This is a genomic window from Deinococcus grandis, from assembly GCF_001485435.1.
Taxonomy (GTDB): domain Bacteria; phylum Deinococcota; class Deinococci; order Deinococcales; family Deinococcaceae; genus Deinococcus; species Deinococcus grandis.
Window position 1 is genome coordinate 2,651,481 of sequence record NZ_BCMS01000001.1, and the last position, 18,081, is coordinate 2,669,561.

Annotated in this window: 13 protein-coding genes; 6 read left to right on the plus strand and 7 right to left on the minus strand. The window is 73.7% G+C overall.

What is annotated here, in order from left to right; genetic code table 11:
• Positions 1-63: 63 nt before the first annotated feature.
• The 3 genes from mutS to mutL are packed head-to-tail and all read left to right on the plus strand — an operon-like array spanning position 64 to position 5,755.
• Entirely contained in the window at positions 64-2,619 is a 2,556-nt protein-coding gene (gene mutS / locus DEIGR_RS12850; protein WP_058977825.1) for a DNA mismatch repair protein MutS, read from the plus strand.
• Positions 2,620-2,645: 26 nt separating this feature from the next.
• Positions 2,646-4,034, plus strand: coding sequence for an FAD-binding oxidoreductase (locus DEIGR_RS12855; protein WP_058977827.1), 1,389 nt, complete (start codon positions 2,646-2,648; stop codon positions 4,032-4,034).
• Between the two features lie 50 nt (positions 4,035-4,084).
• Positions 4,085-5,755, plus strand: a complete 1,671-nt coding sequence (mutL, locus tag DEIGR_RS12860) for a DNA mismatch repair endonuclease MutL (protein WP_058977829.1) — start codon at positions 4,085-4,087, stop codon at positions 5,753-5,755.
• Here the strand turns inward: mutL and DEIGR_RS12865 are convergent.
• From DEIGR_RS12865 to DEIGR_RS12880, 4 genes are all read right to left on the minus strand, one after another.
• Complete coding sequence (locus DEIGR_RS12865; protein ID WP_058977831.1) at positions 5,742-6,365, minus strand: hypothetical protein; 624 nt, start codon at positions 6,363-6,365, stop codon at positions 5,742-5,744. The two genes, mutL and DEIGR_RS12865, sit on opposite strands and share 14 nt — an antisense overlap.
• Positions 6,366-6,441: 76 nt before the next feature.
• Positions 6,442-6,801, minus strand: a complete 360-nt coding sequence (locus DEIGR_RS12870; RefSeq protein WP_058977833.1) for a hypothetical protein — start codon at positions 6,799-6,801, stop codon at positions 6,442-6,444.
• 299 nt (positions 6,802-7,100) lie between these two features.
• Positions 7,101-8,120, minus strand: coding sequence for an endolytic transglycosylase MltG (gene mltG / locus DEIGR_RS12875; RefSeq protein WP_407638325.1), 1,020 nt, complete (start codon positions 8,118-8,120; stop codon positions 7,101-7,103).
• Complete coding sequence (locus DEIGR_RS12880) at positions 8,117-9,076, minus strand: carbohydrate kinase family protein (protein WP_058977835.1); 960 nt, start codon at positions 9,074-9,076, stop codon at positions 8,117-8,119. Before DEIGR_RS12880 ends, mltG begins: the two co-directional genes overlap by 4 nt.
• Before the next feature lie 243 nt (positions 9,077-9,319).
• Here DEIGR_RS12880 and DEIGR_RS12885 point away from each other — a divergent pair, with 243 nt between their 5' ends.
• From DEIGR_RS12885 to DEIGR_RS12895, 3 genes are all read left to right on the plus strand, one after another.
• Positions 9,320-10,561: a sensor histidine kinase gene (locus tag DEIGR_RS12885; RefSeq protein ID WP_153013739.1), complete on the plus strand. Its 1,242-nt coding sequence runs from the start codon at positions 9,320-9,322 to the stop codon at positions 10,559-10,561.
• 34 nt (positions 10,562-10,595) lie between these two features.
• Positions 10,596-12,665 (plus strand): cation:proton antiporter, encoded by a 2,070-nt coding sequence (locus tag DEIGR_RS12890; protein WP_153013740.1) that lies wholly within the window; start codon positions 10,596-10,598, stop codon positions 12,663-12,665.
• 199 nt (positions 12,666-12,864) lie between these two features.
• Positions 12,865-13,437: a GNAT family N-acetyltransferase gene (locus DEIGR_RS12895; RefSeq protein ID WP_058977840.1), complete on the plus strand. Its 573-nt coding sequence runs from the start codon at positions 12,865-12,867 to the stop codon at positions 13,435-13,437.
• A 3-nt stretch (positions 13,438-13,440) separates the two neighbouring features.
• On the opposite strand, the gene argB is transcribed toward DEIGR_RS12895, so the two are convergent.
• The 3 genes from argB to DEIGR_RS12910 form a co-directional block, all read right to left on the minus strand.
• Entirely contained in the window at positions 13,441-14,190 is a 750-nt protein-coding gene (gene argB / locus DEIGR_RS12900; RefSeq protein WP_058977842.1) for an acetylglutamate kinase, read from the minus strand.
• A gap of 52 nt (positions 14,191-14,242) precedes the next feature.
• Positions 14,243-15,229, minus strand: coding sequence for an MBL fold metallo-hydrolase (locus tag DEIGR_RS12905; RefSeq protein ID WP_058977844.1), 987 nt, complete (start codon positions 15,227-15,229; stop codon positions 14,243-14,245).
• Positions 15,230-15,454: 225 nt separating this feature from the next.
• Complete coding sequence (locus DEIGR_RS12910) at positions 15,455-18,079, minus strand: sensor domain-containing protein (protein WP_236704745.1); 2,625 nt, start codon at positions 18,077-18,079, stop codon at positions 15,455-15,457.
• Positions 18,080-18,081: the final 2 nt, after the last annotated feature.

The following is an 18,081-nucleotide window of genomic DNA, read 5'->3' on the forward strand; positions in this document are numbered from 1 at the left end:
CTGCGCGGGGCAAGGGTGCCCCTCTCGCCATGTGGCCTGCGGGGGGCGGCTATCCTGCGCGGGATGCGGGCTCAGACTGTCCTGAAGGGAACCGGGTCGGGGGCGCTGCCGCCGATGCTGGAGCAGTACGTGCGGATGCGGGACGAGGTGGCGGCGCAGCTGCCGCACGCGCTGCTGCTGTTCCAGGTGGGGGATTTCTACGAGACGTTCGGGGAGGACGCCGAGCGCACCGCGCGGCTGCTGGGGCTGGCGCTGACGCACAAGAGCAGCCGGGATTTCAGCACGCCCATGGCGGGCATTCCGCTGCGGGCGCTGGACAGTCACGTGGAGCGCCTGCTGGCGTGCGGGGTGTGCGTGGCGGTGGCGGATCAGGTGGAGGAGCCGGGTTCGGGCCTGATGGACCGCCGCGTGACGCAGCTGCTCACGCCGGGCACGGTGACCGAGGAGCGGCACCTGGGCGCGGACGAGAACTACCTGGCGGCGGTGGCGACCGGGGACGGGTACGCGCTGGCGCTGCTGGACGTCAGTACGGGGGAGTTCCGCTGCGCGGCGTTCCACACCCGCCTCGCCCTGTACGACGAGCTGGGCCGCTGCCGGGCGCGGGAGGTGCTGCTCGCGCCGGAACTGTCCGGGAACGCCGCGCTGCTGGCGGATTTCCAGGCGCGCTTCCCGGTGATGCTCTCCCCCGCCAGTTTCGAGGAGGCGGACGCGCACGAGGCGCTGCGGGTCACGCTGGGCGAGGTCCCGGCGAGTCTGTCGTCGGGGGCGCTGCGGCGGGCGTGCGGGGCGGTGCTCGGGTACGCGCGGGTGACGCAGCAGGGGCGGCTGGACATGGTGCGGCGCGTGGTGCGCTTTGAGCCGGGCGCGCACATGCGCCTGCCGGACGCGGCGGTGCGGGCGCTGGAGCTGTTCCAGGCGCAGTCCCCGCAGGGCCGCACGCTGACGGACGTGCTGGGGCAGACGCGCACGGCGGGCGGGCGTCGGCGGCTGCGGGCGTGGCTGCGCGCGCCGCTGCTGGACGAACTGAGCATCCGCGCGCGGCTGGACGCCGTGGAGGCGTTCACGCGCGCGCCGGACCTGCGCGGCGCGGTGCGGTCCCTGCTGTACCGCGCGCACGATCTGGAGCGGCTCGCGGCGCGGGTCTCGACCCGGCGGGCCGCGCCGCGCGAGGTGGCGGCCCTGGCCCGCACGCTGGACCTGCTGCCCGAGGCGACCGACCTGCTGGGCGCGCAGGGCGGGCTGCTGGGCGGCGTACGCGAGCGCCTGTCGGCCCTGCCGGACGTCGTGACCCGCATCCGCGCGGCGCTGGTGGACGAGCCGCCCATCCGCGTGGGTGACGGCGGCCTGATCCGTGACGGCTTCCACGCCGAGCTGGACGAGCTGCGCGCCGCCGCGATCGGGCACCGCGCGTGGCTGGCGGACCTGGAGGTCACCGAGCGGCAGCGCACCGGGATTGGCAGCCTGAAGGTCGGGTACAACAGCGTGTTCGGGTACTACCTGGAGGTCACGGGCGCGCACCTGGGCAAGGTGCCCGCCGATTACCGGCAGGTGGCGACCCTGAAGGACCGCGCGAGGTTCACCCGCCCGGACCTGCGCGAACGCGAACGGGAGATCGCCCGGCTGGAGGCCGCCGCGAGCCGCCTGGAGCAGGAGGTCTTCACGGAGCTGCGCGACAGCCTCGCCGCGCACGCCGAGGCGCTGGCGGACGCCGCCGGGGCGCTGAGCGAACTGGACGTGCTGGCCGCGCTGGCCGACGTGGCCGCCGAGCACGGCTGGATCCGCCCGGTGACCAGTGACGGCCCCCTGCGGCTGGTGCAGGCGCGGCACCCGGTCGTGGAACGCAGCCTGGGCGGGCGGTTCGTGCCGAACGACGTGCACCTCGACCCCACCCGGCGCGCGGTGCTGCTGACCGGGCCGAATATGGCGGGCAAGAGCACGTACCTGCGTACCGCCGCCCTGTGCGCGCTGCTGCACCAGATCGGCTCGTTCGTCCCCGCCGACCACGCCGAACTCCCCGTGTACGACGCCGTGCACACCCGCATCGGCGCCAGTGACGACCTCGCGGGCGGGCGCTCCACGTTCATGGTCGAGATGAGCGAACTCGCCGCGATCCTGCACGGCGCGACGCACGCCAGCCTCGTGATCCTCGACGAGATCGGGCGCGGCACGAGTACCCTCGACGGCCTCGCCATCGCGCAGGCCGCGCTGGAACACCTGCACGCCGCCGGGGCGCACACGCTGTTCGCCACGCACTACTTCGAACTCACCCGACTGGAAAGCGACCTGCCCGGCCTCGTGAACCTCCACGTCGCCGCCGAGGAAGTGCAGCTTGAGAACGGCGCCGCCGGGAGCGGAGGCCTGACCTTCTACCATCAGGTCGTGCCCGGCGCCGCCCGCCAGAGTTACGGCGTGGAGGTCGCGCGCCTTGCCGGACTGCCCGCCCAGGTCACCACCCGCGCCGCGCGCCTGCTGACCGCGCTGGGCGCGCAGGGCGCCGACACGCGCCTCACGCGGGAACTCGCCACGCTGGACCTCGCCCGGCTGACGCCGATGCAGGCCCTCGACCTGCTGCACCGCTGGCAGCGCGAGGTGACAGGAGCAGAGTCCACACCGGGCTGAGGGACACGCAGGCGCACAATGGGCGCATGACAGCAGCGGAGCTGGGTGGGGCGGCGCTGGGGGCGTTCCGGGCGCGGTTCGGGGAGGCGCTGAGCACGGCGGACGCCGCGCTGGACGCGCATGGGCGGGACGAGAGTGGTCTGGAGGTCGTGCGGGCCGGCGCGGTGCTGTTCGCGCGGACCGAGGCGGACGTGGTGGACGCGCTGGCGCTGGCGCGGGAGTTCCGGGTGCCGGTGGTGCCGTTCGCGGCGGGCAGCAGCCTGGAAGGGCAGCTGATTCCGCCGCCGGGCGCGCTGAGCCTGGACCTGAGCGGCATGACGCGCGTGCTGGACGTGCGCCCGGGGGCGTTTCAGGCGACGGTGGAGCCGGGCGTGACGTACCCGCAGCTGAACCGCGCCGTGCGCGCGCACGGCTTGTTCTTCCCGGTGGATCCGGGGGCGGAGGCGACGCTGGGCGGGATGGCGTCCACGAACGCGAGCGGCACGGCGGCGGTGCGGTACGGGACGACGCGGGAGAACGTGCTGGCGCTGCGGGTGGCGCTGATGGACGGGCGGGTGCTGTCACTGGGCAGCCGGGCGCGCAAGAGCAGCGCCGGGTACGACCTGCGGCACCTGTTCCTGGGCGCGGAGGGCACGCTGGGTGTGATCACGGAGCTGACGGTGCGGTTGTGGCCGCTGCCGACCGCGCGGCTGGCGCTGCGCTGCGCGTTCCCGGACGTGGGCTCGGCGGCGCGGGCGGCGACGGCGGTGATGGGCGCGGCGGCGCAGCCGGAGCGGCTGGAACTGATGGACGCGCGGGGGTTGCGGGCCGTGAACCGCCACCTGGGCCTGACTGAGCCGGAGGTGCCGACCCTCTGGATCGAACTGGCGGGCGCCTCGGCGGGCGCGCTGGAGGACGTCCGGGCGCTGTGCGAGGAACTGTGCCGGGACGCGGGCGCGCTGGACGTGCGGGTCGCCCGGCAGCCCGAGGACCTGGAGGCGCTGTGGCGGGCGCGGCATCACGCGTTCTACGCGCTGAAGGCGCTGTACCCCGGCGAGGCGTTCCTCAGCACGGACCTGTGCGTGCCGCTGGACGCCCTGCCGGACATCCTCACCTTCACGGAAGACGGCCTGCGGGCCGAGGGGCTGGACGCGAGCGTGCTGGGTCACGTGGGGGACGGGAATTTTCACGTGCTGTTCCACGCGCCGCGCGGCTCGGGCGACTGGGCGCGAATCGACGCGCTGTACGCGCGGCTGGTCGAGCGGACGCTGGCGCTGGGCGGCACGTGCAGCGGCGAGCACGGCGTGGGCCTGCACAAGCGCCGGTTCCTGCGCGCCCAGCATGGCGACGCGGTGGAGCTGATGCGCGAGGTCAAGACCCTGCTGGACCCGCTGAACCTGCTGAATCCGGGGAAGGTGCTGCCCGACCCGGCCTGATCGCGACCTGAGGCGGAAAGTGCCGGCCCGTGACCCGCTACCCTGACCGGGTGACCTCGCCTGACATTCACGTCCTTCCGGCTCATGTGGCGCGTCTGATCGCGGCGGGCGAGGTGGTGTCGCGTCCGCTGGACGTGGTGCGGGAACTGGTGGACAACGCGCTGGACGCCGGGGCGACCCGCATTGAGGTCGAGGTGGACGGCGGGGGGCTGCGGCTGGTGCGGGTGCGGGACAACGGGGGGGGCATCCCGGCGGGGTCGGTGGGGCTGGCGCCGCTGCGGCACGCGACGAGCAAGCTGTCGCCGCAGGCGCGGTCGGTGGAGGGCGTGACGACGCTGGGCTTCCGGGGCGAGGCGCTGTGGGCGGCGGCGCAGGCCGGGGAGCTGCATGTGGTGTCGCGTCCGGCGGCGCAGGTGGGGGCGTGCGAGGTGCTCGCGCAGGGTGAGGACGTGCAGGTGGCCCGCGCGTCCGCCCCGGCGGGAACGACCGTGACGGTCCGCAACCTGTTCGCGCGGCTGCCGGGGCGGCTGCGGACGCAGGCTCCGGCGGCGTCGGAGGTGCGGGAGGTGACGGCGCTGCTGGGCCGGTACGTGCTGCACCACCCGGGCCTGCACTGGCGCCTGACGGTGGACGGCGAGGTGCGCCTGACGCACGCGCCCAGCGATCACCGGGGCGCGGTGGCGAGCGTGTACGGTCCGCTCAGCGCGAACCGCGTGCTGGCCGTGTCGGGCGAGGGGGTGCGCGGGGTGGTGTCCCGCCCGGAGTTGACGCGCGCCCGGCGGGACCGGATGCATGTCAGCGTGAACGGGCGGCCGGTGCTGGCTCCGCCGGAGCTGGAACGCGCGGTGATCGAGGGCTTCGGCGAGCTGCTCCCGGCGGGCGTGGCGCCGCTGTGCGTGCTGGACGTGACGGTCGCGCCCGGGGATCACAACCCGAACGTGCATCCGGCGAAGCAGGTGGTGGCGCTGGCGGACCTGCCGGGCGTGGCGGCGCGGGTGCGGGCGGCGGTGGCGGCGGCGCTCTCCGCACACCCGCTGGCGCGGGCGCTGCCGGCGTTGCGCCCGGCGGCGGAGCCCGCCCCGGCGCCGGGGCACGCGGCGTTCCCGGCGTTGACGCTGCTGGGCGTGTACCAGGAGCTGTACCTGCTCGCGCAGGGCGAGGGGGACCTGTGGGTGGTGGACGCGCACGCCGCGCACGAGCGGGCGCTGTTCGAGCACCTGACCCGCACGCTGGGCGCCGCCCCCCCGGCGGAGCTGCCCGAGCCGGAGCTGCTACACCTGACCCCCGAGCAGACCGCGCGTCTGCACGAGCGCGGCCCCGAGTTGCAGGGCTGGGGCCTGACGCTGGAGGACTTCGGGGCGGGACTGGCGCGGCTGCGCACGCTGCCCGCCGCGCTGGCCCCGCTGAACGTGCCCCGGCTCCACGAGCAGATCGTCGAGAGTGCCCTGGGGGACGGTCCGGACCCGCGCCGGGACGTGCTGGCGCGGCTGGCCTGCGCGCCCGCGCTGAAGGCCGGGATGCTGGACCTGGGGCGGGGTCAGGCGGTGCTGGACGCCCTGGCCGCCTGCGAGCATCCGTGGGCGTGCCCGCACGGGCGGCCCACCGTGCTGCGCCTGGGCGAGCGGGATCTGGCGCACGCGTTCGGGCGGCGGGGTGCGCGGGACGTGCCGCGCGGGCGGGACGCCGCCCCGACCGGCGGGCCGGGCGTCAGCGGTTCCTGAACGCGCTGCGCTGACCGCTGAACAGCGTGGGGAAGGTCGCGCGGGCGTCGCGGGTCAGGACCGGCTGCACCCAGTACGGCAGGTTCACGGTGGCGTTGCGGATGTCGAAGCGGCCGTCGCGGCTCTCGGTGGTCACGCCGGTCCAGCCGGGCCGCAGCGTGAGGTCGTAGTAGGTGTTCAGGCCCGCGCAGCGTCCCCGCAGGGTGACGGTGCGGTCGCTGTACACCCACTGCCCGCGCTGCGTGGCGACGGTCGGGTGGTCGGCCTGCACCAGCGTCGCCACCGCGTTCGACGCGGCGCTGAAGAGCAGAAGCGTCTCGGCGGTGTACGTGCGGGCTCCGGCGGGCTGCACGGTCACGCCGTCACAGACTTCCAGCGGCTGCACCGGGGGCCTGAACCCGGACGGCACGACCACGTTGAACCGCTCGCCTTTCAGGGGCCCCATGCCGAGCAGCCAGCCGCCCCCCAGGTTCGTGAGCAGCACGGTCAGCGGGCCGCTGCCGAGCGGCCGGGCCTGCGCGGGGTTCCGCAGCTGCCCGCCCAGGCTGAATGAGGCGGCGGGGGCCAGGGTGACGGTGCCGAGCAGGAGGGTCATCAGGACGCGCTTCACGCGCCGCAGGCTGCCGCCCGCACGTCAATGCCGTGTCGGCCCGCGTGAAGTTCATCACGCGGCGCGGGCCGCTGATCTAGAAGTGCGTGCGGAACGTCCCGCCACGCGGGCTGGCGCGGCGGCGTTCGGTCGCGGGACGCTCTGCGGGGCGGGCCGCGCCGCGCCGCGTGAGGTCCAGGTGCACAAGTCGCAGCAGTTCCCAGCGTTTCAGGCCGGGTTTCTGGCGCTGCTTGCCGAGCACGTGACGTTCCAGCGCGGCGCGGTTACCGTTCAGGGCCGCCAGGACGCGCGCTTCCCAGTACACGTCCTGGGCGCTGTCGCGGCGGCCCGGACCGCGCGGAATCCGCTCGTAGCGTTCACCGCCGCCCAGCACGCGGCGCAGCAGGAGGGCGGCGGCCGCCAGGCCAGCGACCAGCAGCAGCGTTGTCAGGATCATGTCCGTACTGTACCGGGCGCAGGCCGGTTCCGTGACGAAGTTTGTCACGTCGTCAGCTGCAGGTCAGACAGGTGTGTCATACGGACTCCGGTTGAAAGGCTTGCAAAACCTTTCAACCCGAGCGGATGCGAGAAGGAGCAAAGCGGGTTCCGGACGTGGAGCTGGCAATCCGGTGAAGTTCCGGATTGTCAGCGAAACAAACGGAATCCGTATCACACCTGCGGCCCGGGCGCCTCACAGCAGCAGTCAGAGGCCGCGGGAACTCTCCTCACGGCCTCCGGGTGTGGGGTGCGCGCCGGTCAGCGGTAGCGGGCGATGTCGCGGTTGTGTTCGGCGTAGGTGTGGTTCACGTAGATCCGGCCGTTCAGGCCGTGCAGGAAGTACACGGCGTCGCGCCCATCGGGCAGGGTCCGTTTGGGGCTGAGGACGGCGAGGAGCGCGGCCTGTCCGGGGTTGTTGATGGGTCCGGCGGGCAGTCCGGCGCGGGTGTACGTGGAGTACGGGGTGTCCCGGCGGAAGTCCCCGGCGCTGCGGTCGAGTTCCGGGAGGTCCTTGCCCAGCCCGTAGGCGACGGTGGGGTCGCTGCCCAGGGTCATGCCGTCGCGCAGGCGGTTCAGGAACACCCCGGCGATGACGGGCATCTCGGCGTCGTTGGCGGCCTCGGCCTGGACCATGCTGGCCAGGATCACCCAGTCGCGGACGCTCAGGCCCAGTTTTTTGGCGCTGGCGACGCGGTCGGGCGTGAATTCCTGGTTCATGCGGTCCAGCAGGGTCTGCACGATCTGGGTGGGGGTGGCCTGGGGGCGCAGGTCGTACGTGGCGGGGAACAGGAACCCCTCGAGGGTCTGCTGCTTGCCGCTGGCGTAGGGGCTGAGGGCCGCATCGTTCAGCACCTTCAGGATGGCCGCGCCGTCGAATCCGGCCTTCTGGAAGATGGCACTCAGGTCGCGTACGCGCCGCCCCTCGGGGATGGTGACGCTGACGGTGGGAATGCGGGCGGGCCCGGCGAGTTTCGCGGCGACCTGCTCGGCGGTCATCTGCCCGTTCAGGTCGTACAGGCCCTCTTTCAGGCTGCCCGCGGTGCCGCTGCGGCGCATCAGGAAGCGCAGCACGTCGCCGTTCTTCACGATCCGCTGGGCCTGCAGCGTGCCCGCCACCCCGGACAGGGTGTCGCCGGGCTTGACCTCCAGGGTGTACGCGGGCCCGCCGGCCGGGCCGAGCAGGCCGCGCACGTACCACAGCGCCCCGCCGACCGCGCCGAACAGCAGCAGCGTGAAGACGGCCAGGACGCGCAGGCACCCGGCGCCGCCGCGCCTCACGCGGCCCCCGCGCCGTGCGTGGCGACGCGGGCCAGGAGGTCCTCGTCGGTGGGGGGGCGCGCCCCGAAGCGCGACACGACCCAGCCGCCGACCTGCACGGCCAGCTGCGCGGCCCGCACGGCGTCCCCGTGGGCCAGCCAGCCGGTCAGGAACGCGCCGCCGAAGGCGTCCCCGGCGCCCGTGGCGTCCACGGCGCGGTCGTTCGTGGCGGGCACCTGCACGCGGGCCTGCGCGGGACCCTCGATCAGCACGCCGTCCTCGTCGAGTTTCATGACGATCAGCGCGTCCGGGAAGCGGGTGCGGAACCAGTCCATGGCGTCGGCTCGGTCGCCGCGGCCGCTCATGGCGCGGGCCTCGTCGTCGTTGGGGAACAGCACGTCCACCGGCAGGCGGTCCAGGATGCGCAGGAACACCTCGCGGCCCATGCTCTGGATCATCTGGAAGCTGCCCGGGTCGAGGCTCAGGGTGGCGCCGCCCGCGCGGGCCAGTTGCGCGGCGTGCAGCGCGGCCGAGCGGGGCGGGTCGCGGAACAGGCTCCAGGCGGTCAGGTGCAGGTGCCCGCAGCGGCGCAGGGTCTCGGCGGGCAGTTCGTGGGGCAGGAGTTCCCAGTCGGCGCCCTGCCCGGTCAGCATGGCGCGCTGCCCGCGGCGGTCGATCAGGCCCAGGATCACGCCGGTGGGGTGCTCGGCGCTCTCGATGACGTCGGCGCTGACCCCCTCGGCCTGGAGTTCCGCGGTGGCCAGTTCCCCGAAGCGGTCCTGGCCGATCTTCCCGACGAAATGCACGGCGCGCGTGGCACCGGCGCGGCGGGCCCACACGGCGAGGTTCGCGGCGCTTCCGCCGCCTGACAGTTCAATCCTGCCGGTGCTGTCCCCTCCGGGCAGCAGCAGCGTGTCCGGCTTCGCCAGCACGTCCCAGGTCAGGTCCCCCAGCGAAACCAGCGGTCGTTCAGTCATGTCCGTGGGGCAGCATACCGCGCGCCGGACTGCTTGAGCGTCCCGGCGGGAACTCGCTAACATGCGCGGCGTGTTCCCCCCACACGTCCGCACGCTGCCGGGCGCTGCCCGTCCGGGTGGCCGGGCCGGCGGACGCCGCCTTCCTCCCGGCGTCCCCGCCTCTGCCCTCTGCCTTCTCTCGGCGCGTTGTGCGCGCCGCGCGCGCCCGGGCCGGGGGGCGGGCGTGGGCGGGCCGCGGGGCACGTGACGCCGGACCGCGCGCCGCTGTGGGACCTGTCGCAGCAGAGCCGGGCGAATCTGCTCATGGCGCTGCTGCCGATGCTGCTGTCGGGCGTGCTGATCGTCGCGGCGTTCCTGCCCGCCCGGGGCGCCCTGGCGCAGGACGAGGCGATGTGGAACCCGCCGTACCAGACGCTGCTGACCACCCTGGTGCGGTACGCGGCGCTGGAGGTCAGCGCGGACACCCCGGCGGTGACGCTGGACGCCAGGCGGCGCGAGGTGCTGAGTCTGCTGGGCGACAGTCAGCGCTACCCGGACTCCGGCGGGGATGATCAGCAGGCGGGTGAGCCGCAGAGCGACGAGCAGGAGGCGGCCCGGCGCCTGAAGGCGGTCGCGCCCCTGATCGAGCGGCGCACCCCGGCCGACACGCAGCGGGCGCTGCAGATCGTGCTGGCGCTCGATGAGCGCAGCCGTGCGGAGCAGGATCAGGCGCGGCTCACCCTGAAGCGGAACCTGCAGGCGCTGGAGAGCACCATGCTGCTCGCGGGGCTCCTGAGCGGGCTGCTGGGCAGCATCCTGATCCTCACGGCGCTGAACCGCGCGGGGCACGAGCGGCACACCCGGGAACGCAACGAGTCCCAGCAGCGCGAGGCGCTGGGCATGGCCGCGCACGAGCTGCGCCGCCCCATGCAGGCGCTGCTGCTGGCCACCGACGCGCTGCGCCATACCGACAACGCCCGCGCGCGCGAGAAGCTGCTGCGCAGCATCGAGGGGGCCGCCGAGCAGATGGCGCGGCGCAGCGAACTGGAACGCCTGGACGCCATGTACGTGCAGATGACGGCCCTGCCGGTCATGACGGACCTGACGGCGCTGGTCGCGCGGCACGAGAACATGCGCGTGCGGGTGCGCCGCCCGTCGGGGCCGCTGCTGTGGATGGTGGACGCCACCCAGGTGCAGCAGATCGTGGAGAACCTCGTGGAGAACGCCATCAAGTACAGCGACGGGCCGATCACGGTGACGCTGGACCCGCCGACGGCGCTGTGGGGACCGGTGATCCGCGTGACGGACCACGGGCCGGGCCTGCACCCGAGCCTGCACGAGCAGGCGTTCCAGCCCGGCACGCGCCTGGCGACGCACGTGCCCGGGCGGGGGCTGGGCTTGCCGCTGGCGCGGCGGCTGGCGCAGGTGAACCGCGCGGAGATCACGCTGCACGACACGCCGGGCGGCGGGCTGGATGTCCGCGTGGCGTTCCACCTGCCGGACTGACGCGCCGGAGCGGGCCGGGCTGTCATGCTGGGGCATGACGGTTTGGTGGATGTGGGGGGCGCTGGCACTGCTGGGCACGGCGGGCGCCGAGGGAGCAGGCGCGGAGGCGGCGCACGCGGGACCACCCGCGTTCCTGGTGCAACTGACGCTGCTGCTGATCGTGTCGGCGGCGGCGGCGTACGGGTCGTTCAGGCTCAGGCTGCTGCCGATCATCGGCTTTCTGCTGGCGGGGGTGCTGGTGGGTCCCGGCGCGCTGGGCCTCATCCGGGATCCGCAGCTGATCTCGGCGGCGTCGGAGGTCGGGGTGATGCTGCTGCTGTTCACCATCGGGATCGAGTTCAGCCTGGAGCGGCTGTCGCGGATCGCGCGGCTGATCTTCCTGGGTGGGGGGTTGCAGGTGGGCCTGACCGTCCTGGCGGCGGCGGGCGCGCTGCTGGCCTTCGGGGTGGGCGCGGCGGACGCGGTGTTCACGGGGTGCCTGCTGGCCCTGTCGAGCACCGCGATCGTGATGAAACTGCTCGGCGAGCGGGGCGAGACGAACGCCCGGACGGGGCAGGTCAGTCTGGGCATCCTGATCTTTCAGGATCTGGCGGTGGTGCTGATGGTGCTGCTGATTCCCATGCTGGCCGGGCAGGGGGGCGGCGCGGCGGGCGTGCTGATCGCGCTGGCGAAGGCGGGCGGGATCATCGCGCTGGTGCTCGTCGCGGCGCGGCGGGTGGTGCCGCCCCTGATGGAGGTCGTGGCGCGGACGTGCAGCACGGAGATCTTCCTGCTGGCGGTCGTGGCGCTGTGCTTCGGCACGGCCAGCCTGACCGCGCTGGCGGGCGTGAGTCTGGCGCTGGGGGCGTTCCTGGCGGGTCTGCTCGTCAGCGAGAGCCGCTACGGTGCGCAGGCGATGGGTGAGATCCTGCCGCTGCAGATCCTGTTCAGCGCGGCGTTCTTCCTGTCGGTGGGGGTGCAGCTGGACCTGCGGTTCGTGCTGGGTCACCTGGGCCTGGTGCTGGGCGCGGCGGCGCTGATCGCGCTGCTGAAGGTCGTGGTGACGTCCCTGAGCGTGCGGCTGCTGGGCGAGGACTGGCGCACGGCGCTGCCCGTGGCGCTGCTGACCGGGCAGGTCGGGGAGTTCTCGTTCGTGCTCGCCACGACCGGCGCGGCCCTGGGCCTGAGTTTCGCCGGGCTGGGCGAGCAGGGCTCAGGGGTGTTCATTGCGGCGACGGTGCTGCTGATGGCGCTGACCCCGGGCCTGGCGGCGCTGGGCGGACCGCTGCTGGCCCGTCTGCCCTCCCCTGCCCCCGGGGAAGCGGGCACGGGAGCCGCAGGTACCGGGCCGTCCGGCGGGGAGCGGCACGGGGACGGCGCGCATGGCCTGCCGGTCGCGGGCCGCGTGGTGTTCCTGGGGTACGGCGCGCACGCCCGCCTGGCGGCCCGCGCCCTGAGCCGCGCGGGGCAGCCGTACTCAGTGGTCACCCGGAACCCGGACGGCGCGAGTGAACTCCAGGGGCGCGGCGCGCCGGTCCTGATCGCGGACTACACCCGCGCGGGGCTGCTGCGGGACCTGGGCATCGACTCGGCCCGCGCGGTCGTCATCGCGGACGACGACACCGAGATGACCGAACGCACCCTGAGTGTGCTGCGCACGGTCGCGCCGCAGGTGCAGGTCATCACGCGCGCCACCTCGCCCGAGGGAGTCGCGGGGTTGCAGGCGCTGGGCGCGCAGCACATCCTGAGCGCGCACAAGGAGGTCGCGGCGGGCATCCTCGACCTGCTGACCCCGCCGGAGGTCACGCGGACGGAACTGTCCCGCCACCTCGCCGAGCACCCGCCCGTGACCCTGAGCGCCACGCAGCGCGCCCAGTGCGAGCACGCCGTGCACAACGCCGGGCCGGTCACGCCCGAGGCGGACGTGTGCCTGGAATGCGTCGCACTGGGCGACACCTGGGTGCACCTGCGGGTCTGCATGACCTGCGGGCACGTGGGCTGCTGCGACTCCAGCAAGAACCGCCACGCGACCCGCCACGCGCAGGGGCAGGGGCACCCGGTCATCCGCAGCGCCGAACCCGGCGAGGACTGGGCGTACTGCTACGAGCACCGCTGGACGAAATGATACGGACTCCGGTTGAAAGGTTTGCAAAATCTTTCAACCCGAGTGGAGCGAGGAGGAGAGAAACGGGTTCCGGGCGTGGAGTTGGCAGATCGGCTGTGTTCCGATCTGTTAACGAAACAAACGGAATCCGTATGACGCGGGACGACCCTGCGCCCATGGGCGGACGCGCCTGCCCGCGCGGTCCCGTAGACTGCCGCGCATGACTGCTCCCAGCGCCGTGCCCACCGAGATCGTCACGCCCAGGTTGCGGCTGCGCCGCCCCGATCCGGCGGACGCGGAGGCGTTGGTGGCCGCCGTGAACGCGTCGCTGCCGCAGCTGCGCGAGTGGATGGTGTGGGCGCAGGCGCCCATGACGCTGGACGCCTCCCGCGAGAACCTGACGGGCGCCGCCGAACGCTTCGACGCGCGGGAGAACCTGCGCTACCACGTGTGGAACGCCGAGGGCACCGAGCTGGTCGGCAGCAGCGGGTACCACGCGCTGGACTGGCGCGTCCCGAAGGGCGAGATCGGGTACTGGATCGCCACGGCGCACGCCGGGCAGGGCTACGCGCGCGAGGTCGTGCAGGCCCTGACCGACCTGGCCCTGACAGATAGCGCGGCGGGCGGCCTGGGCCTGCGGCGCCTGGAGATCCGCTGCGATCCCGCCAACGGGCGCAGCGCCCGCATTCCCCCGGCGCTGGGCTACACGCTGGACGCCCGGCTGGTGAACGACGACGTGACCGCGGACGGCTCGGCGCCGCGCGACACGCTGATCTTCAGCCGCGTCCGCTGACGTTCAGGGCGTGATGCGCGTGCCGGCCTCGCCGCGCGCGGCGGCGGACAGCGCCCCGGCGTGCATGCCGCTGGCGATCACGGCGAAGGGCGCGCCGCGGTCCAGGGCGTCCAGGGCGGCGCGGACCTTGGGGATCATGCCGCCCGCGATCCAGCCGTCCTGAATGCCCCCCTCGACCTCGGCGCGGGTCAGGTGCGCAGCGCGGCTCTCGGGGTCGGGGTAGGTGCGGTACACGCCGTCTACGTCGGTCAGGAACACGATGCCCTCGTTCAGGGCGCCCGCGACGGCCCCGGCGGCGGTGTCGGCGTTCACGTTCAGGGCGTCCCCGTCCGGGCCGACGGCCACGCAGCCGACGACCGGCGTGAGTCCCGCGCCGAGCAGGGCGCGCAGCACGTCCGCGTTCACGCCGGTCACGCGGCCCACGCGGCCCAGCGTGGGGTCGAAGACCTCGGCGCGCAGCAGTTCCGAGTCGCGGCCCATCAGGCCCACCGCGCGGCCCACGTCCTGGCTGAGCTGCTTGTTCAGCTGACACAGCGCCATCTCGACGACGTCCATCGCCTCGGGCGTGGTGACGCGCAGCCCGGCGCGGAACTCGCTGGGGATGCCGCGCGCGGCGAGTTCCCGCTCGATGACGGGGCCGCCGCCGTGCACGACGACGACGGTCTGCCCGGCGCGCAGCGCGGCGATCTCGGCGGCGACGGCGCGCCGCAGGTCCAGACTCTTCATGGCATTCCCGCCGTACTTGACGATCACCCCCGGAGTGTAGCGCCGGGGGTGACTGCGGAATGCGTTCAGACGATGGGGCTCAGCTCCAGTTCCAGACGGTGGGTTCGTACTCGAACGAGCCGGGCGCGAGGCGGCGCAGGTGCCCGATGGCCGGGAACGGGAAATGGTACCCGGTCACCCAGAGTTTGCCGTCGGTGATGCGCGCGAAGATCTCCTGGCGGGTGCGGGCGGCCTGCGCGCCGTCGGTGTCGAAGCCCACGTACGCCCCCTCGTGTTTCAGGGAGATCAGGAAGTGCCCGCCGGCGTCCCCGAGGATCAGGGCGCTCTGGCCGCCGCTCTGCGCGAGGACGCTGTGGTGGCCCGCGGTGTGGCCGGGCGTGGCCACGGTCAGGACGCCGGGCACGATCTCCTCGCCACTTTTCAGGAGCTTGAACTTGTCCTTCAGGCCGATCAGGTTGTTCTTCACGGCGTCGTTGGGGTTGGCCTGCGTGACCCAGAAGTTGAATTCGGCCTCGTTGATCATGTGCTGGGCGTTGGCGAAGGTGGGTTTGCCGTTCGTGGTCAGGCCGCCGATGTGGTCGCCGTGCCCGTGCGTGATGAACACGACGCTGATCGTGTCGGGTTCGATCCCGGCGCGGCGCAGGTTCGCGACCAGCTGCCCGCTGGCGCCGCCGCGGCCGGTGTCGATCAGGATGCGTTTCCCGCCGATCTCCAGCAGGACCGGGTTGAAGTGGTTCACGGTGTTCGTGGCGGGCACAGAGTACTCGGCGAGGGTCGCGGCGAACTCGGCCTGCCGGTCGGGGTTGGCGCCCCAGGTGGGCAGCAGCGCGGCCAGTGGGGCGGTGCCGTCGCTGACGGTGGTCAGGGTCATGTCGCCGATCTTCTGGCGGTAGAAGCCACTGCCGTTCATGGCCATCGCGCCGGACGCGGCGGCGGGGGTGGCCGGTGTGGCGGGGGCGGTCTGGGCGCGGGCCAGGGGCGCGGCGGCCAGCGCGGCGCCGGTGGCGGTCAGGAAGCGCAGCGTGTCGCGGCGGGCGGGACGGGGGGTGCGGTCGTCTTGGGGCATGCGTGAACCTCCGGGGGGTGAACTGTGAAAAACGCGTTCACGTTAAACGACCCGGGCGGGCCGGAGATGTCAGCCAGCCTGCCATTTCCCCGCCGGGCCTTGAGCGATCCTTCACGGCCCCCGCAGCCCTGTCGGCAGACTGCGCCACCCGTTTTCCGCCCCTGCGCCCTGACAGGAGTCGGCGGGCAGGCCGAGTGCCCTGCCCGCCGACCGACCCCCGTCCGGTCAGTGCTCGCGCAGCCAGCTGATCAGGTCCGGGCCGGACAGTGGGGGCGTGATGGCGTAGCCCTGCGCGGCGTCGCAGCCCAGTTCCCGCAGGATGCCCAGCTGGTCGGCGGTTTCCACACCGACCGCCACGACCTGCAGGCCCAGGTTGTGTGCCAGGTCGATGGTGCCCTGCACGAGCGTCAGGGACTTCTCGTCGCCGGGCAGGCGGGCGGTCAGGGTGGGGTGGAGTTTCACGGCGCTCAGCGGGAAGCGCGTCAGGGCCGCGAGGCTGCTCGCGCCGTCCCCGAAGTCGTCCACGCTCAGGCGGGCGCCCAGGGAGCGCAGCTGTTCGAGCAGGCCCAGCGTCTCCTGGCTGTGATCCAGCAGGCTCCCGGCGCTCACCTCGATGTCGGGCGCGCCCTCGGTGGACAGCAGCGGCAGCAGGCGGCGCAGCCCGGCCGAGCGGCGCAGTTCCTCCAGGCTCAGGTTCACGCTGACCGTCCAGTTCGCGTGGCGGTCCGGCAGCGCGGCGCGGACCGCCTGACGGCCCAGCACGGCCTCCTGCACGACCCACTCGCTGACGTGCGTGATCAGTTCGCTGCGGCTGGCGAGGTCCAGGAAGCGGGCCGGGCCGAGCAGGCCCAGGGTGGGGTGGTTCCAGCGCAGCAGCGCCTCGGCGCTGAAGGCCCGGTCGCGTTTCAGGGACAGCGCGGGCTGGTACAGCAGCGTGAACTGGTCCTTGTCCAGCGCGCCGCGCAGCGCCTCTTCCAGTTCGAAGGCGCGGGCGACCTCGTCGCGCAGGGCGGGCTGGAACACGCTGCGCTGCGCGCGGCCCTGCCGTTTGGCGTGCTGCATGGCGACCTCGGCGTTGGCGAGCACCGCGTCGTTCGCCGCGTCGTCCGGGCGGTCGGCGACGCCCAGCGCGGCCGTCAGCTGCACGTCGCGCTGCCCGACGCGCAGCGGACTGTCCAGCACGGCCCCGGCGCGGTTCAGGGCGGCGGCGGCGCCCACGTCCGGCAGGAACACCATGAACGAGTCGTCGGCCAGCCGGGCGGACAGACCGTGAGCCTCGCTGCTCAGGTCGTTCAGGCGGGCCGCCACCTGGATCAGCAGGCGGTCGCAGGCGGTGCGGCCCAGCGCGGCGTTCAGTTCGGAAAAACCGTCGAGGTCCAGGCAGACAGCCGCGCCACGCTCGCCGGTGCGGCCCAGCGCCTCGCGCACCCCGGTGCGGTTCAGGAGGCCCGTCAGGGCGTCGTGGCGGGCGTCGTGGCGGATCTTCGCCTGCGCGCGGCGCAGGGCCGTCAGGTCACGCAGGGTCAGCAGGACGCTGCCGCGCGCGCCGCCGGCCTCGCCGCCCACGCCGGTGGCGCGCAGTTCCATCTGGCGGACCGTGCCGTCCGGGAGGGCCAGCAGCACCTCGCGCCGCATGGGGAGGGGAATCTCCTTCCAGTCGGGCAGGGCCAGCGGTTCCCCCTCGGGCGTGAAGATCTTGACGCCCAGTTCGGTCATGACGCGCGTGACGGCCAGCCCGACCAGCCGCGCGGCCTCCAGGCCCAGCAGCGTCGCGGCACGTTCGCTGACCAGCTGGGCGCGCCCGGCATGATCCACGAGGATGGTGGCGTCCTCCGAGAGGGCCAGCACCTGACTCATGACGCCCAGCGGGGCGAGGCCGTCCCGCGCGGCGGCCTCGCCCTCGGCGACGAGCAGGCCGGGTTCGCTGGTGCGACGCACGCGCAGGTTCAGGCTGCCGCCCCCGGCGAGTTCCACGTCCGCGCGGGCGGCGCCGCCGGCCGCGGCGAGCCGCACGAGGTCCCGCACGGGGTCGCTGGGCACGTCCGCGAAGCACGCCCAGGACCACAGGGGCGCGCCGGTCACGACCGGGGCCCCGGCGGGCAGCAGGCTCAGGAAGCCCTGGCTGGCCTGCAGCACCGCGCCGGACTCGGAGAGCAGCGCGGCGGGCGTGTCGGTGTCCAGCAGCGCGGAGACGCGCGCGGCGCGTTCGTACTCGCCGGTCACCTCCTGTAGGGTCAGCATGACCCCGGCAGCGGACGCCCCGAAGTACGGTCTCGCCTCGCCGCGCACCCACGCGGCGTGCCCGGCGTGCGTGATCTGCTCGTCCGGGAGACGCACCGAGCGGCCCGCACCCGCCTGCATGAGCGCCTGCACGAGCGCCGGGCGGTCCCGGAACACGTCCTGCACGGGGCGGCCGGTCACGTCCGGTTCGGCCAGGGCGAACAGTTCCAGGAACGGGCGGCTGACCTTGCGGAACACCAGGTCGCCGGTCAGCCACGCGGTCGCGACGGGCAGCTGCGTGATGAGCACCTCGGTTTCGCGGTGCACGCCGTCGGCGCGGGCGGCGGCGAGCAGCATGGTCAGGACCTGCACGGCGGCGTCGGGCGGCGGGCCGTCCTCCTGCCACAGCAGGCCCAGCAGCGCGCCGTCACGCGTGAGCCAGGTCATCTCGCCGCGTTCGAACCACTCGTCGGGCGGCACGAGGTCCAGTCCGGCCCGTTCGGGGGGGGTGTCGGCGCGGACGCGCAGGACCTCGTCGCCCAGCGAGGCGAGGAGGGTGGCGCGGGGCGTGTGGACGCGCATCAGGTCACTCAGGGCCGCCTGCACGGCGGTGAAGGCTGCGGGAGTCACGA

Coding starts and splice junctions, on each gene's coding strand:
- mutS (WP_058977825.1), top strand. CDS start 64: ATGCGGGCTCAGACTGTCCTGAAGGGAACCGGGTCGGGGGCGCTGCCG.
- DEIGR_RS12855 (WP_058977827.1), top strand. CDS start 2,646: ATGACAGCAGCGGAGCTGGGTGGGGCGGCGCTGGGGGCGTTCCGGGCG.
- DEIGR_RS12870 (WP_058977833.1), bottom strand. CDS start 6,801: ATGATCCTGACAACGCTGCTGCTGGTCGCTGGCCTGGCGGCCGCCGCC.
- DEIGR_RS12880 (WP_058977835.1), bottom strand. CDS start 9,076: ATGACTGAACGACCGCTGGTTTCGCTGGGGGACCTGACCTGGGACGTG.
- DEIGR_RS12890 (WP_153013740.1), top strand. CDS start 10,596: ATGACGGTTTGGTGGATGTGGGGGGCGCTGGCACTGCTGGGCACGGCG.
- DEIGR_RS12895 (WP_058977840.1), top strand. CDS start 12,865: ATGACTGCTCCCAGCGCCGTGCCCACCGAGATCGTCACGCCCAGGTTG.
- DEIGR_RS12905 (WP_058977844.1), bottom strand. CDS start 15,229: ATGCCCCAAGACGACCGCACCCCCCGTCCCGCCCGCCGCGACACGCTG.